Raw genomic sequence first — 16,504 nt, 5'->3', positions numbered from 1 at the left:
GCATTTCGCTGCTTAATTTAGCCTGCTCAGTAGCGCTGCGTTCTTGTTTCTGTAGCAGCTGAGCACTGGCATCCAACTGATTTTTAAGCTTAACAACCTGCTGCTGACTATCGGCAAGTTGAGCGGGCGTCGGAGCTGCCGTCAGCTGTTGCTGCAGCTGTTGCTTTTCATTTTCTAAATCGGTGAGTTGCTGCTGCCGGGTGGCCAGTTCATCCTGCAGTTTATTTTGCTGTTTTTTTACTCGCTCAAGTGTTTCGCTCACGCTACTGTGGCCGGAGATCTGCAACATAAGCTGCTTATTCTCGCTTTCTAACTTGCGCATGGAATTTTCAAGTTGTTGAACCTGCGCTGACGCCTGTGTTGCTTTCTGACGGCTTGTCGCAAGATCTGATTCCAGCCGATCTTTTTGCTTGTTCAGCATTTCCAGTTTTGTACTCAGCGATGTTTCACGTACGTTTTCGCTCTGAGAACGGCTATTCTTTAGAACCACAATTTTGTTCTGTAATTCATCAAGCTGTAATTTCAGCTCTTTTTGCTTTTCTTGCATCGCAGCTTCAGCCAGCCGGGCATTTGCCGCACGCTGATTGGCTTGCTTCAGATTTTCAGCAAGAGTGCCAGGAGCAGGACGTAAAGTGAATGTCCTGTAAAGGCTCTCAATCATATTCTGAACCATCTGCACATCCTGCGGTGAAGCCGCTGGAATAGCAGCCACTGCGGCGGACGCTTTATCAGCTGCCTGCTGTAGTGTAGAAAGTTGCTTTTCAAGTTTTTGAATGGTCTGACTTTGCGCCGCAATCTCCTGCTCTTTTTGCGCAACCTGCCCTTTTATCTGTAACAGCTGACGCCGTTCAGGCTCAGTAATCAGCGGCTGATTGACCACAGGTGCAAGTACAGGTTTTTCAGGTACAGACGAACCTTTACGCTCCGATTGAGGCGCTTTTTTGGAGGGTTTGTACCGCGGAATGTCAGTTTGTTCTTGCTGATACTTACGCGCAAACTGAAGAACCGCCGGTGCTTCATTCGGCTCAGCATAGGCCGGCCGGCCAACAACCGTCAGGCTAAATATGAGCAACGCAATCTGGGAATGAACAAAAGGGAATGCGCCTGGCTTACGATTCATGGACGAGCCTCACCTCGGCGCGTCAGTCCATCCAGTAGTGTTTGAGCGATCTGAGCACAAAGCAGATTAGCGCGATATCGATACAGGGCATCTACCGTGTCCTGCGTATCGGCATTAATTTTTTGGCGGAGGTTAGCGTATTGAGCAGCCCCATTCATCAGATAATCGAAAGAGTTACGCATACGCGTGTACTGCGCAGGGCTCATCACTTTCAGTGCCTCCAACTGAGACTGGCACTGCTGCAGCTTTTCACTTTCCGTCTTATATTTTTCGCTATGTGTCTCTGCATTGATATTCTGTTGGGCAAGCGCGGGCTTTCCACTATCAACATCAGAGGAAGCTGGTGTAGCCCCAGCGGGGGCAGATTGCACTTGCGTGGTATTGGATGATAAACGGACCATCGATTTACCTGAATCTGGTGTGGTCTGACAACCCAATAAAAAAAATGCAAAAAATAATATCGCATTATTTCTTGCATATAAAAATAAATTGGAAGATGTTTTAATCATGAATTTCTCAGTTATTTTTCACGGGCACGCCATGATTCACACCACCCTTCCTGGAGAAGCCAATAGTTCAGTTCGGCAGGACGAATCATGTTTAGCTTAGACATAATATTTCGTTTATGAGCGCTAACGGTTTTTTCACTAATGTGAAGAAAACGAGCTACCGCTCCATTACTAATACCCCGAGCGAGATAACGCAGTATCTCAGTCTCACGCCTGGTAAGATTATTTTTAGATCGTACTGAACACGGCGGTATTAAAATGTTACGTAAATCAGATTGTGGTTCAAGATGCCTACGAATAGCAGTAGCGACATCATCAACGGATTGATCTCTGTATAATGATGTATACTGATTTAACTTGCTGATTTTCAGAGCATTTGCTGTATTATTTGATGCAACATCATGGATGATAAATACGCTCAATGCACGAGAAGCCAGTCTGCGATTCAAATAATGAAGATTTGCAACTGATACCGTATCCGCAGACAAAAATATTAACTTTGCCCGACTGTTAAAAACACAGTCGGTAAATTCCACGTTCAATCCTATTGACGAAGAGTTATCACTGATACAATTCATTAGCCCTTCAGCAAAAAAGCGATTAGGGTCATTGATGACAACTGTTAAATGGTTTCTTTTCATAAATAGGTCCTAATGTTATCCCTAACCCGAGAAGTTGCTTTTTAATCTCAACAACCACCCCTGCTATCTCCTGATGGCAATCGTTGGGATTGTATCCCAGAGAATTTAATAAAAAAAGCAAGCCGTCATTAATACATAAATTGCGATATATTATATCGCAATTTATGTATTAACGGCTTAGATAGTCGCAAGCCATTAATTTTTATTTTGATGGCGATATTTAATTTTTTACTTAATGACATGATTTTAAGCAAGAAATCACCTGCCGACACAGAGTAAAACACACTGTTTTAACTGGAAAAATCAAAATTAAAAAAAGGAAGGGGTGTTGCTGAGCGTCTTTTTAATGTTTTTAAAAATTAATGTCAAGACGCTCAGCCAACACGCAGCTTAGAAAGAGTAACCGGTGCCGGAGAGATTTTATTTCTTTATTACCGTTCGATTACCAAAATCATTGAGTCGTTGATTCACTCATACTCAAGATAGAATGTTGCAACAGCGGTAAACGGCCCTAAGACAATGTTTTTTTTAGTAATAGCCTCCGGTTCTGCCTGAATGTAAGCCTTAAAGAAAATTTCATTGCTCCCTGCTTTCAGTTGATAATCTGAAGTCTTTTTACCGAGCGCAAGAGGTGAACCATCAGCCGTCTCAAGCCCAACCGCGATACCAGATGTTTTCCCCCCCTCCGTTATTGCAAGGAGGTCAGGAAGTGCAAGGCTTCTCTGTCCATCGAAAGATATTCTCACATTCTTGCCTACGCTTAAATCGCACTCAGAAAGCAATAAGCTGAATGGACGAGAATATGATCGCCCATAAATATAAAGTGACTTTTCGATAACAGAATTGAAATTAAGTTCACGCGATACATTACCCTCATCGATAATACAGGGTTGAGCAACTAACTGTCCCGAAAAACGCAGATTATCTGCACCGCTATTATCCTCAGCTACATATGCAGATGAGCCAGCTGCTAAAGTCGTCATCAGCACGCTGGTGTATAAAAATGATCGGCTAAATCTGAGATATTTTTTCATCCAGCCTGCTCCAGTTAGTGGTATTCAGCCTTTAATGTAGCCGTTGCTTCAAAATTACCATCCGTTAATTTTCCGTCGGGCTTATTCACAGGAACGGCCCATATTTGCGGTTGACTGTTATAGTTAATATCAATAGGCTTATTCAGGCTAAATTTAGTTTTCGACCCACCGCTACCATAGTAAATTTGAACCCCGAGATCGCCCAGGTTTGTTTTAATAACACCATCACCATAAGAACCCGTACCAACCAGCGTTAACTGTAGGTCCAGACCCGCTGTTCCGCTCCCGCATTTTAGGTTGTAAGGAACCGGTTGCATAAAATTAACTCCATCGATTTTACTGATCGGCATACGACCAGGAAATGCGACAACGATCTGCGAACCGGTATCATCTACACCAATAGTACATTGCGGTGGAATAACTAACGTCCCGGTAAATTTCAAATTATCTTCAGCATTTACCTGATTATAGAATAAAAGAACCAGTGCGAATACCGTGCCTTTTTTCAATAATTTCATTTTTACTTTCCTTGTTATCTAATTATTGGTATTCCAGCCCAACATTGATCAGTGACCACCAGTTTCCGGCGACTAAGCTTGCACGAGTACGTTCGGGGGCAATGATATAGACTAACTGATTATTCCCTGGTGTTAGCTGAAGAGGAGTAGCATGGCTCCCAATACGGACATCTCTTCCTAGCATGTCCGTAAGCCGCAACGCCAGCCCGCTGGCTCCGCTGACCTGAATCAGCTCCGGATTATCGGGGTCTAAAGGAGCCTTAAAACTAATGGAAACGGAGGGTTGCCTGTTGCTCCAGGTAACGTTGCCTGTAAAGCTATCGCTCATTCTTGAGGCAGAAGAAGCACAATCCTCGAGCTTTATTTCAAACCTCACGGCTTTACCACGTTCGCCAATGTGGCGCAGCTGCGCAGTTCCTATATTGCCCATAGAGATATCTTGCCAGGCGGAACTGGTAGCCAAACGGCAGGCACTTTCCGTCAGCGAACCGTGAACGTGTATTTCGCCGTGCGCCCCGTCTACCTCCCAGTTTTCCGCGGCCAGGAGGGCAGGATGATATAAAGTACATACAGCAAGAATCGCAGTTGCAACGACAAACCTGATTGAATGAGAGGGTTGTCCATTCTGCATCAGCGGGCTGCAATTCTTTTTTCCCTGTTGTTTTTGCATACCTGATTTCCTTATCCCGCAGGTTATTCTGTATATCCGTTATTTAGATTTAACCGGTGTCGCCTTACAGTTCGTGCCGCTACAGGTAAATTTCAGCTGAGGGCGTCCACCGTAGTCATTGATATAAGTTAATACCGGACTGTCGCCTAATGCTGCGGCGCCGGGTTTAATCGGGGCCTGGCCGTTTGGCGCAATCATTACCGCTTCAAAGTCTTTTACTGACGGTCCCTTCACGCTGCTACCGGCATCAACGAGGGTGACATAGTATGGCGTCGGATTATTAACCACATAACGATCTCCCTGGCGAGTCAGGGTGATCTTTTCCTGCCACGGCGTACTGTTGCCCTGAACCATCAGCGCAGTAGGACGGTAAAAGAGTTTTACGCGCGTTTGCAGCGCGATTTGGAGCGTATTAGGCTTATCGCTGCGTGGTGGAATCTCCCGCAGGTTAAAATAGAACAGCGATTCGCGATCCTGGGGCAGGCTCTTGTCTGCGCCTACCGATTGAACCCTGACCTGGCTTTGAGCACCTGGCTCAATACGCTGTACCGGTGGTAATACGGTTAATGGCGAACTTACTTTGTTGTCTTTCTCATCTTCAAGCCAGGCCTGAGCCAGATAGGGCAGCTGTTTATTTTCGTTACTAACGCTTAAACTCACCGATTTTTGGCTACCGTCAAACACAATGCGGGTACGATCTAATGCGATAGCCGCAAATGCCGACTGAATCATCAGTGGGGCCAGTACCAGCCCCAGAATAACTTTTTGTTTCATTTTTTCATCTCATCTATTTTTTTGTTTACAGCCACGAGGTGGCATGGCAACAGTAAATTTGTCTCTTCGCTGATTAATAGATTCTTAGGCAGTGGCAATTCACATTGTTCTTTGCCATCCCAGAATACTTTCATTGTTTCACCTGCTTTAATACCGGACAGATATACGCTACCGCCGTCATTAACAATCCCGACACTCTGATTTTTGCTATTTCTGACGGTAGCACCAAACGGTGGTGTAGACCCATCTGCCAGACGGAGTACCGCCATCGCTTTTTCTCCAGAAATAACTTCAAATTTACGATAACCAATTGCGCCTTCAGTCAGGGTCGCCTGAGTGACGGAACGAATAGCTTCGGCATTTTCTGGCAACTTATTCAGATCAATGCTGAGTTTGTTTCGGTAATAATTACTTACGTCAGCTAATACAACTTTGCCGAAACGGTTAGACGAGGTAGTTGAACCATAACCACTGACTGGCACATCCGCTACACCATCGGTATCCAGCAGAATTCGGGTTCCGCCAATAATACTGGTTCTGTGCAAGGCAGCACCTTTCAGCGTTGCGGTTGCCCCACCCTGCACACTCAATCCGACCGAGCTGTATTCTCCTTCCTGATAAGTGGCATTAGCATCAACCTGCGCAATATCCCCTTCATGAGAATAATAACCACTTGCCAGTGCTTTACTGTGTGACAATCCACTACTGACCTGATAGGTGTTGTGTTCATCAACCCGTTTGTAATAGCTCGCTTTATTTGTACTATCAGAACGCCCCCAGCTGCCGTTATAGCTCAGGCTGGCATCGGTGCCGATAGGTAATGATAGCGACAAGTACATTCCATCATCAGTATGCCCGTTATATTTATTACGAAAAGCAGTTAATGACAGGCTTAAGTTTTTTAAGCGTCCCAAGTCAAAATAGCTTGCCACCGTAACGTCGTAGCGATCGTTGTCCGGCCGGTCCCAATATGTCTGATGGTTATAATTAAGATACGCACTAAGACCAGCCTCACGGAACTGCTGGTTAAAGGAGATGGTATACATCTCTTTACTGTTTTGCGTACGCACACCGGTTATTCTGGCATCGAGATATTCACTCATGCTCATGTAGTTTTTCTGCGAGAAGCGATATCCCGCAAAGGTCACCTGGTTGTCATAGTCATCAAAGCGCTTCGAATAGCTCAAACGATATGAACCGCCTGAGTATGTCTCATCACTATGGGGTAGTTTTGCCCGGGATTGCGTTGCGTCAAATGACAGCGCACCCAGGAACAACAGGTCACGACCGATACCCAGAGCAAAAGCGTTATATCTGCCATCGGATACACCACCGCCATATAACGACCAGCCGTTATTAATACCCCAGGAAAACTCCCCAGAGCCAAACATCGGTCCACTAGCATGATGCCGCCAGTCTGTTGGGCGACCGGATGCAATTTTGTAACGTATCGTTCCCGGACGGGTAAGATAAGGAATGTTCGCCGTATTGATCGAAAATTCCTGCACGCTTCCGTCCTGCTCTTCTACGCGCACATCTAATTTACCGGTAACCGCATCGTTAATATCCTGAATACGAAATGGGCCAGATGCCACCTGAGTCTGCTGTAATATACGTCCCTGCTGGCTGATAATGACTTTTGCGTTGGTTTTAGCCACGCCGGTCACTTCTGGCGCATAGCCACGTAGATTCGGCGGCAGCATGCCATCATCGGTTACCAACGTAACACCGGTAAAACGGAAACTGTCAAAAATATCAGAGTTGAGGTAGTTCTCACCCAGAGTAAGTTTTGCGCCAAGACGAGCAATCGCCCTGTAGGCGTAATAACGACTCCAGTCCCAGGTCACCTTGTTAGATGATTCATTACCTGACTGATGATTGTAGCGACTTTGCCAGTCGGCACGAAAACGCCACACGTCAAAGTTAGCGCCAACGGTACCGTTGCCACTAACATCATAACTCTTATCTCCACTCTTACTTTGCCGTTGTCCCTGGGCATTGACGTTATAGTCGAACAACAGCCCCGGAATACCATTATCCCAGCGCGATGGAGGGTCCCAGTCATCGGAGGTATACTCCAGATAGGCCTGTGGAATGCTCAGATAAACTGTCGATGCGGACAGATCGCTTTTAACCACCGTCCCTTTCAGACTGTCAGCAACCATACACTCACCGTTGTGCCACCAGCTTAGCTTTTCCTTCATTTGTGGCTTCAGACCAATTTGCTCAACCAGCTCCGGTGTAATACAGGCCTCACTGCCTTTAGGATCGTCATCCGGAGCGAAAAAGCTGACCGGCTGTTCTCTCAGCTGCTGTTTGTTAATATTAACGGACATGATGTAGCCACCCGGCATAACGAAACCAGCGCGGGAAAACTGATTGAGATCGATATTTTTACGATCGTTAACATCGAGCACATCGACGTTAAAATTGAAGTCCTGGGAGTTAGCGGGAAAGGCAGCACCGCTGATGATGCAGCTAATAATTAATCCCAGAATATGCGGGCGTGTAGAAAAAGACCTAAAATAATATGGCGTCATCATTCCCTGACCTTTTTTATTCCATTTAAGCGCCATAGAGTCATTTACATCAATGGTTCTGCGCCATACTGAATATTCATCTCAGCAAAGGATTAATGTATCAAAAAGATAACGCGGTTTAGTAGTAGTCCATTTTATATTTAATTATGGAATTGTACTCACCAGCGTGCAGTGCTTTATGGTTGCTCACAAGCTGAATAGAATAATTAAGTGACATCTCTCCTGATTCAAGCTCTCCAGAAGGAAGTGGCACTCCTGGCTTTGCAACGTTTCCATCGCTGTCAATAATTCTTAATGCAATACCTTTTGCATCACCCTCGACGGTAAATAATCCCTCATCATTCATACCATCGAACGTTATGGTAAAATATTTCCACTGCGTTAAATTTTCATCATTTTTATTTAAAACACATTTTACCAGATTTATAGTGATACTTTTTTTTATGCTATGACCATCTCGAGTAATTCGGCTAATCGGTACTACGCCCATATCAAGTGTCTGGTCGATACTGTTGATATCAATTGCGCAGGCCGTATCAATGATGCTACCAGCCATCTTTACGTGCCCAGAACCCATATCAGAGGACCAGGCCGGGCTGACAGCACTCATGTTCAACAATAAAACTAAAAGGCTTATTTTCTTGAACATAGAGGAAATCCAACTATGGCAAATGAAATCAGTACATGTAGAGTTAGCCCCCACATGTACTCTTCATCAATAATGAATATTACTGATAAGCAAGGGTGAAGCTAGCGGTGCTCTCGAACTCACCCAGCTGAACGGTTTCACCCGGGTTGCCCTGTACGTAGGCAGAGAAGGACAGGATGTTAGAACCGTTTGCCAGAGTCTGCAGTGCAGTAGGAGTACCCAGCTTGATTTTGTTACTCGCGCCGTCTTGCATAATGATGCTGGCACCAGTTGCTTTGCTCATACCCAGCGAGTTTTCAATTTTACCTTCGGCACCGGTAAAGGTAACGCTGACAGTTTTATATTTGTCTGCCAGATTACATTTTGCCAGTTCAATTTTGAAATCAGCAGGGACTGAAGTACCGCCGTTAGCCAGAGCTGAGTTAGAAATCTGACCCATTTCAACAGTCTGATCTTTATTACCAACGATAGAGCAAGGTGCATCAATAATAGAACCTTTGAAGGTTACGCTACCGCTACCCTGATCGGTAGGAGCTACTGGCTCTTCAACAGCCTGAGCAAAAGTAGAAACACCCATAGCTAAAGCAACGCCAAACACAATTTTTTTCAGTTCCATTACACTATTCCTTTATTGATATGAAAATATCTTTTTGTCCGTTTTCAAGAATGCAAAAAGCTTTCTGTACTGAATTTTTTCAGAAAAAAACTTAACGAACCTAATCATGAATAATATTACATGACATCTGTAGCCACGGAGAAATAACTACCGATGGTTGCTCGTTGAAAACAATTATTGCAAATCTTATTCTTCGTTTGAAGAGAAAAAAAACATTCCACAGAATTCGATATATATATCTGGAACTTTAAAATCGAAATAATAATTGCGGGCTTAGTCTCTTTTCGGGTTTTAATTATCGATACATTTAACTATACATATAGTAATGCACAGAACTTAGCACTAAGTAAAACCACTTAAACAGATAATGACACTTGTTTTGAGAGAAAATAAACCGCTGGACGAAGTTTTTGATGCGGAGACACAACAGGTAAGAATTTATGAAAGTATTTAAGGAAACTTAGTTTCATCAACCAATTGTTTTTTATATAAAAAAGCTAATGACGATGATTTAAAAAAACCCGGAACTCTGTCCGGGCGATATGCTTAAAATTCAGACTTAGCGAATCCGGTCATCTCTTTAAGGCCCATTTCACGGCCCAAAGCGGTAGTCGGATGCACGACAACCAAACCACGTACGCTTTTTTTCAGCGCCCCCATATTCGCCTGCTCTTTCTTAGTAATAGGGCGGTTGAAAGGCAGCTTTTTAAGTTGTTGCGCTTCTTTACTCAGCTTTTCTGAACGCACATTGCGCAGACGCTCAATTTCAGCCGCCAGTTTGTCTTTTTCATGCAGCAACTCCCCCAGCTTCTCACTGTCGCCCGATGCCAGCAGGCCCGCTTCTTTGTGATTAAGGGCATCCAGCTTGTCACTAAGGATTTTAATTTCTGACTGTACTTTTTCTTTCATAACGATTAACCGTTGCAATGATTCATTGCTGAAAAGGATACACTAAAGCGGCGCAAAGCGGGTAAAGAGAGGCTACTTTTTGAAGGCCTGTTTCTGGCTGATAAGTGAAATCAACGAGGTAAGCGACAGGACCATGGTTGAGCGCACCACCTGCTGATAGCGCAGCTGCTGCATATGGCGTAATTCCGCATCTTCAATGGCGAAATCGGGGCGAGGAGGAAGAGGGGTTACGCAGTGCAGTTCACCAAAAGGACCAAGAATTTCATCGTCGGTAAAACGGTATTCGTGGCCATCATGGTTCAGCTCCTCACGCAGCGCCATCAGCAGCTCACAGTCTTCATATTCACTACGATTAATCATCCCTAAGCCATAAATCAGCTTCAGGCGAACGGATAGCTCACCGAGTGGACCATCGCCGTGCAACAGCGGCTCCACCGCGTACTTTACGGCATAGTCATCTTTACGGAACACCTGAATAACCAGAATATTAATCGCCTCTGCCAGCAATTCGACTGCAGCGATCAAAAAGCTTCTTACCGATCGTCCGGCGTTAAGGCGCTCCAGCACCCTGTTTTCAAAAGCCTGAGGTTGTTCCATGAGTGCCTGCATATCATTCATCATAGGGCAGAGTAATGCCAGCGCGGGCACAGCGGCGAAGCTGTGCCCTGATTGTTCGTCCCTGAGGAGCGCGTTCACCGGCATTATGCCATAGCGCTCCAGGCTTTCACTACGTCCTTAACCACATCACTGTTGGCATCAAGACCTGAGATCTGAGCCAGCGTAGTCGCGACATCCTGCTTCGCGAGGAGCTCTGCCAGCTCCTGCGCCTGCGGGTCCTGCTCGCTGCGATAACGCAGCGCGGCGGCAATCCCGGTTACCAGGTTATCGTGAGGAAGCTGATACTCCAGCGTACCCAATGTTGGCTTAATCAGGCGATCCCCGGCGCTGAGTTTGCGCAGCGGCTGGCGGCCAACTCGCTCCACATCATCTTTCAGGTATGGGTTTTCAAAACGGCCCAGGATTTTCTGGATATATGCCGCGTGCTTATCCGCTTCAAAACCGTAACGCTTAATCAGTACGGCACCGCTTTCTTCCATTGCACCTTTAACTACCGTGCGCACCTGTGGATCGAGAATCGCTTCGCGAATGGTGTTATGCCCCGCCAGCTGTCCAAGGTAGGCGGTAATGGCATGCCCCGTATTGAGCGTGAACAGTTTACGTTCAACAAATGCCATCAGATTGTCGGTCAACTCCATACCCGGGATCGCAGGCAGTGTTCCTTTAAACTGGGTTTGATCGACAATCCATTCGCTAAAGGTTTCAACCGTCACTTCCAGCGGATCGCTGCTGCCCGCTTCAGAAGGCGGAACGATACGGTCAACGGCGGAATCTACAAAACCAACATTTGCTTCAACCCACGTGTGATACTGCTCGGGCAGCGCTTTCAGCACGTGGCCTTTTAACTGTGTGGTACCGCGAACCATATTTTCGCAGGCGATAATATTCAGGGGACGGGTATTAGCGTTATCACTGCGTTTGGCCAGTCCTTTGGCGATGCCACCGGCAATGCGCTCAAGGATCTGTGGACCAACCGCCGTGGTAACGATATCAACCTCAGCCACCAAATCGACAATATCACCGCTGGTGCTGTTAACTGCATTAACACCTTTTACTATCTCAATCTGTGCCTGTTCACCCACCACGTGTACGGGGTACTCATGGCGTGCATTAATTGCATCCAGGACAACCTGGTTTACATCAGCAAACGTCAGCTGAATACCGGCGTCGGCCAGCAGTTTACCGATAAATCCCCGGCCAATATTACCCGCGCCAAAATGTAAAGCTTTCATGATATTACCCACTTAAATTATTCAGGAATCGATCCAAAAAAGGCCGGGCATGCCCGGCCCTTACGGAAATACATCACCACTCGCTGAATCAGGCGCTGGTTTTACCGGACAGCAGATCCAACACTTCCTGTACGCTGGTGGTGGTTGCCAGCCGGGCAATCACGCTGTCATCGTCCAGGGCATTAGTCAGGCTGGTAATCACCTGGATATGCTCGTTGTTGCGGGCGGCAATACCAATGACGAGGCGAGCGATGTCGTCTTCTTCCTCACCGAAGCGCACGCCTTCCGGGTACTGGCAAAATACCACGCCGGTTTTCAGCACGCAGTCTTTAGCAGCGATGGTGCCATGCGGTACGGCAATCGATTCGCCCAGGTAGGTCGGCGTCAGTTTTTCACGCTCCAGCATCGCTTCAACGTATTCCGGCTCGACGTAGCCGCCTTTTACCAGCTGTTCACCGGCAAAGCGAATCACCTGCTCTTTATCGCTGGCATGATTGCCGAGGAATACATTGCTGGCGGTCAGCTTGAACAGATGCTCCTGGCCTTCATCAAAACTGTCGCTGAGCGTGGTGCTCACTTTCTCGCGATGTTCGGCGCTGCGGTTAGCTTCGATCAGACGCGCGGTTAAATCATTGTACAAGCCGCTGTCGAGGAAGTTAGTCAGTGAAATATGCTGCGCGTGAGGTGCCTGGCGCATCGCACGCTCGGTCAGGTCGCGGTGAGTGATCACGAGGTCAACATCACCCGGCAGACTGTTAATCGCCGTGTTAGTCACGGAGATATTACTCAGGCCCGCATCGTTCACTTTCTTACGCAGTACGCCTGCACCCATTGCACTGGAGCCCATACCGGCATCGCAGGCAACGATGATTTTGCGCACGTGGGATAAATCGGAATGCAGCGCATCGGCATCGGCGACAGTTGCTGACTGGCCTTTTGATTCAGCTTTCATTTCCTGCATACGACGGGTTGCCGCTTCGATATCGTCTTCTTCCTTAACCTTGCTGGTTTTCAGCAGCACGGCTGAAACCACAAAGGATACGGCGAAGGCCGCAACAATGGCCGCGATGTTCGCGAAATAGACACCTTTTGGCGTCATCGCCAGTACGGCGAGGATAGAACCCGGAGATGCCGGTGAAACCAGCCCACCGTTCAGCAGCGTCAGGGTAAACACGCCGGTCATACCGCCCAGAATAACCGCCAGAATCAAACGCGGGTTCATCAGCACGTAAGGGAAGTAAATCTCATGGATACCGCCCAGGAAATGGATAATCGCAGCACCACCGGCAGACTGCTTCGCGTTGCCACGGCCGAAGAACATATAGGCCATCAGCACGCCCATGCCCGGACCCGGGTTCGCTTCAATCAGGAAGAAGATGGACTTACCGGCTTCGCTGGCCTGCTGAATACCCAGCGGCGAGAAGATACCGTGGTTAATCGCATTGTTCAGGAAGAGGATTTTTGCCGGTTCAACAAAGATAGAGGTCAGCGGCAGCAGGTTATTCTGCACCATCAGATTCACGCCGGCGGCAAGGATATGCGACAGACCTTCAACCAATGGACCGATAGCCAGGAATGCCAGGATCGCCAACAGCATGCCGATAATACCAGCAGAGAAGTTGTTAACCAGCATTTCGAAGCCGCTTTTAATCTTACCGTCAACCTGGCGGTCGAAGGTTTTGATTGCCCAGCCACCCAGCGGACCGGCAATCATTGAGCCGAGGAACATCGGCATATCGGCACCCACAATCACGCCCATAGTCGTAATTGCGCCGACCACACCACCGCGATCGCCACCGACCAGGCGTCCGCCGGTATAACCGATCAGCAATGGCAGCAGATAGGTAATCATCGGGCCAACCAGCTTAGCCAGCGTTTCGTTTGGCAGCCATCCGGTTGGAATAAACAGCGCGGTGATAATACCCCAGGCAATAAATGCCCCGATATTTGGCATTACCATATTACTCAGAAAGCGACCAAAGTTCTGAACCTTGATCTTGATATCTGATGAGGACATAAAGGCACACCTCTTATTGGTACGCGCTGACCATTAAGAGAGCGCGCTGATGTTGTTTGAAGACGGTTACGGCGAAAAAGCCGTCAGTATCACTGTATGCAAGCGGACTCTATCACGCGAATATGACGCTGCGTAGTCGCACAATAATATGTGATCCTTATCACTATATATGAATAGCTTAAGGGGGTATTTTCGTGATTTTAATCACAACTTTTGCGTTTAAAAAAAATACACTGCTGAAAAAAAGCCTTAAAAAATGGAAAAATGAGATATAAATCACAAAATCAAACATCATGTTTGTTTCTGAAATGTGATTGTTATCACAATAAATTTTACGCGAAAATCCTTATTCCGCTCAACAAACTCAACTCACTACCGACCGACCAGTTCAGGCCTGTCGCAAACAACATCGCGAACGGCAATATCATGCTGTTAATCGGTTGAAAGGAAGAACGTTAGTCCTGCTCTAACAATGTCACTCTCGTTTTTTGATAATATAATTAGTGCCCCAAGGCGCATAATATTTCCATTAGTACTTAGATATCACACGCAGCGAAACCTCTATCCCTTTTTAATAAAAACTAATCATTAGTTTAATTTCATTATGGATATGCTCCTATTTATATAAATCAAATTCAATTTTAAAATTAAAACATTGACATTAAGTCAGCACAAATTTCAAATAAACAGGGAGATTATTGAATGAGCTTTCGTTAACTAACGACTTCAGAACTTTCACAGGTTAGTGGTGCTGGATGTGGCGTTTTGGGATGCATGAAGAACGAGCTACTGCTACACATCTTCAGTCATTGATGGAAGTTGCCAAGCTTTACTCTCAGGTCGATCCACGATATCGCGGTATGGATTATCGTATGGTTGCTGCCACTGAGCCAAGCGTACGCAGAGCACTGATCAAGATTGTTGACGACCTTGGTGCCGGTAGCAAAGAAACAGCGAATGCATGGGCAAACGGCTGCTGGTAAAGTTCACTCTTTTAGCGTGAATGAGGAAAATTGAGGCCACATAATTGTGGCCTGTTTGTTATTAACATCATGAAAATAAAATAACCCACGTATATCCTCGCTGAATCCCCTAACGCTTGCCATTTTAATAAAATGCTATAAACCATAGTTAATATGGCATTCCACAATGAAACCCATCCCAAATAAACATATTATCACCACACTTAAATCTTCGAGTTTAATTAACCATCACATAACACCAACGATCAAAAAATTGACTTATCAACATTATTTATGGGTGAAAAACTATAATTTAGATTTTATTTTTAATGTAAAATTACTTCGTTGGCATTGTGTCAATATAGGGAATAATTTCATAAAATGGAGAAAGAGAAATGAGTATTCGTGAACTAACCATTGCTGAAGCTTCACAGGTAAGCGGCGCAGGAAATAGCAATCAAAACGACTATAAAGGCGCTGGCGAGACTTTAATCGCACTAGGGGAAATCGCGAAGCAGTATGCTCTAAACGACCCGCAATATTATGGCATGGATTACCGTGTCATTACGGCTACGGACCCGGGTTTACGCCAGGAGGCGATAAGAGTTGTCAATATCTTATGTGGCGGTAAAGGCGGAGAAAAGAACGTAGATTCATGGATAAAACGTTATAGTTAATTCAAAAATTAAGGCCACAGAAATGTGGCCTTTTTCATATCGCGAGAAATAAAATTCAGCAGGGAAAATAGTTCCCCCAACTCTTTTATTACTGAACGCTGTTCAGTACGCCTTGCGCCTGATTAAGTGCCTGAGCGTTCATGCTCAGGTTGCTCATTAACGTGTTGTAAGCGGATGCCTGCTCCTGGGTTGGGAACTGCACCGCCGAGCCATTGAAGCTCACACGGGTTCCCTGCTGCTGCAGAAAATCACCCGCCTGGATAACATCCTGGCTCAGCGTTTGTAGCGTAGGCAGCAGAGGCATTAATGCGTCCGCCGGCTGCGTCACCACCTTATTAAAGACATTGTCATAGACGGTTTTGAGATCTTCCGGCTGCTTCAGCGTGGCTTTACTGCTATCCGCCTGCGTTTTGGCCGTCTGAACTTGCTGAGTCAGCACGCCTAATGAACCGCTTGCCTGGCGAAGCGAGTCGCGGCGAGTCAGATAGTCCTGTGGCGTACGAATTGCCGAAAGCTCATCGACTACGGGTTTTAATCCGGAATCGACCGCCTTGTTCACCTGCTGAGAAAAACCGTAGATAATGGCGTAATCACTGACGTAATTGCCGAACTTCTGCTTCTGATCTTCGCTCAGTGAAGGCAGATGCTCCCCACTGCGCATCACCGTATTTTGCAGGAAATCGATAAACGCTTTGCGTTGGTCGGCTTCTTTATCACCGCAGCCGGTTAGCTGCAGCACCAGAAACAGCGCCATAAACGGCACCAGCAAACGCATCCAGATGCGTGCAGGTCCTTTGGTCATGAAAAAAACTCCTGTTAACTATCTTTCGGGTTGTGAAGAAGATAAATCCTGAATGAAGGATAGTCGAACTCGTTTTCGAAGGATAGCGCGATCGTTGGTGTGGCCGCCAAGGATCCATAATTGCCGATGCTGGCAGATTGGCAGATTGGCAGATTGGCAGATTGGCAGATTGGCAGATTGGCAGATTGGCAGATTGGCAGATTGGCAGATTGGCAG

18 protein-coding genes are annotated in these 16,504 nt (G+C 46.4%); 2 read left to right on the top strand and 16 right to left on the bottom strand.

Annotated features, from left to right (window positions below):
- The 14 genes from AC07U6_RS01855 to AC07U6_RS01790 form a co-directional block, all read right to left on the bottom strand.
- On the bottom strand, nt 1-1,120 hold a 1,120-nt coding region (locus tag AC07U6_RS01855; protein ID WP_494764782.1), incomplete at its 3' end, for a hypothetical protein.
- Nucleotides 1,117-1,629, bottom strand: coding sequence for a YuaE family lipoprotein (locus tag AC07U6_RS01850; protein ID WP_494761131.1), 513 nt, complete (start codon nt 1,627-1,629; stop codon nt 1,117-1,119). The genes AC07U6_RS01850 and AC07U6_RS01855, both read right to left, overlap by 4 nt.
- Nucleotides 1,630-1,640: 11 nt before the next feature.
- The gene (locus AC07U6_RS01845) at nt 1,641-2,270 is read right to left on the bottom strand and encodes a helix-turn-helix transcriptional regulator (RefSeq protein WP_494761130.1); all 630 of its coding nucleotides are present in this window, start codon (nt 2,268-2,270) and stop codon (nt 1,641-1,643) included.
- Nucleotides 2,271-2,737: 467 nt separating this feature from the next.
- The gene (locus tag AC07U6_RS01840) at nt 2,738-3,304 is read right to left on the bottom strand and encodes a fimbrial protein (protein WP_494761129.1); all 567 of its coding nucleotides are present in this window, start codon (nt 3,302-3,304) and stop codon (nt 2,738-2,740) included.
- Between the two features lie 14 nt (nt 3,305-3,318).
- A complete protein-coding gene (locus tag AC07U6_RS01835; RefSeq protein ID WP_494761128.1) occupies nt 3,319-3,822 on the bottom strand; it encodes a fimbrial protein in 504 nt (167 codons plus the stop codon).
- A gap of 22 nt (nt 3,823-3,844) precedes the next feature.
- The gene (locus tag AC07U6_RS01830; RefSeq protein WP_494761127.1) at nt 3,845-4,492 is read right to left on the bottom strand and encodes a fimbrial protein; all 648 of its coding nucleotides are present in this window, start codon (nt 4,490-4,492) and stop codon (nt 3,845-3,847) included.
- Nucleotides 4,493-4,531: 39 nt separating this feature from the next.
- Nucleotides 4,532-5,266 (bottom strand): fimbria/pilus periplasmic chaperone, encoded by a 735-nt coding sequence (locus AC07U6_RS01825; protein WP_494761126.1) that lies wholly within the window; start codon nt 5,264-5,266, stop codon nt 4,532-4,534.
- Nucleotides 5,263-7,806, bottom strand: coding sequence for an outer membrane usher protein (locus AC07U6_RS01820; RefSeq protein WP_494764405.1), 2,544 nt, complete (start codon nt 7,804-7,806; stop codon nt 5,263-5,265). The genes AC07U6_RS01825 and AC07U6_RS01820 overlap by 4 nt, the downstream gene beginning before the upstream one ends.
- A gap of 118 nt (nt 7,807-7,924) precedes the next feature.
- Entirely contained in the window at nt 7,925-8,455 is a 531-nt protein-coding gene (locus AC07U6_RS01815) for a fimbrial protein (protein WP_494761125.1), read from the bottom strand.
- 79 nt (nt 8,456-8,534) lie between these two features.
- Entirely contained in the window at nt 8,535-9,071 is a 537-nt protein-coding gene (locus AC07U6_RS01810; protein WP_494761124.1) for a fimbrial protein, read from the bottom strand.
- A 546-nt stretch (nt 9,072-9,617) separates the two neighbouring features.
- Complete coding sequence (locus AC07U6_RS01805; protein WP_494761123.1) at nt 9,618-9,980, bottom strand: YibL family ribosome-associated protein; 363 nt, start codon at nt 9,978-9,980, stop codon at nt 9,618-9,620.
- Between the two features lie 72 nt (nt 9,981-10,052).
- The gene (gene mtlR, locus AC07U6_RS01800) at nt 10,053-10,601 is read right to left on the bottom strand and encodes a mannitol operon repressor MtlR (RefSeq protein ID WP_494761122.1); all 549 of its coding nucleotides are present in this window, start codon (nt 10,599-10,601) and stop codon (nt 10,053-10,055) included.
- 80 nt (nt 10,602-10,681) lie between these two features.
- Nucleotides 10,682-11,830 carry a mannitol-1-phosphate 5-dehydrogenase gene (gene mtlD / locus AC07U6_RS01795; RefSeq protein WP_494761121.1) on the bottom strand — a complete coding sequence of 383 codons (1,149 nt, stop codon included), beginning with the start codon at nt 11,828-11,830 and terminating at the stop codon, nt 10,682-10,684.
- Between the two features lie 88 nt (nt 11,831-11,918).
- Entirely contained in the window at nt 11,919-13,847 is a 1,929-nt protein-coding gene (locus AC07U6_RS01790; RefSeq protein WP_494761120.1) for a PTS mannitol transporter subunit IICBA, read from the bottom strand.
- A gap of 812 nt (nt 13,848-14,659) precedes the next feature.
- Here AC07U6_RS01790 and AC07U6_RS01785 point away from each other — a divergent pair.
- Nucleotides 14,660-14,830: a hypothetical protein gene (locus tag AC07U6_RS01785; RefSeq protein ID WP_494761119.1), complete on the top strand. Its 171-nt coding sequence runs from the start codon at nt 14,660-14,662 to the stop codon at nt 14,828-14,830.
- A 374-nt stretch (nt 14,831-15,204) separates the two neighbouring features.
- The gene (locus tag AC07U6_RS01780) at nt 15,205-15,486 is read left to right on the top strand and encodes a hypothetical protein (protein ID WP_494761118.1); all 282 of its coding nucleotides are present in this window, start codon (nt 15,205-15,207) and stop codon (nt 15,484-15,486) included.
- Between the two features lie 88 nt (nt 15,487-15,574).
- On the opposite strand, the gene AC07U6_RS01775 is transcribed toward AC07U6_RS01780, so the two are convergent.
- A complete protein-coding gene (locus AC07U6_RS01775; protein WP_494761117.1) occupies nt 15,575-16,288 on the bottom strand; it encodes a DUF3053 domain-containing protein in 714 nt (237 codons plus the stop codon).
- Between the two features lie 14 nt (nt 16,289-16,302).
- Nucleotides 16,303-16,504 (bottom strand): hypothetical protein (locus AC07U6_RS01770; RefSeq protein WP_494764781.1); only part of this gene is annotated, 202 nt, incomplete at its 5' end.

This window comes from Erwinia sp. GW821-FHT03D09 (assembly GCF_059420805.1).
This window is presented reverse-complemented; position numbering and strand designations above follow the sequence as displayed.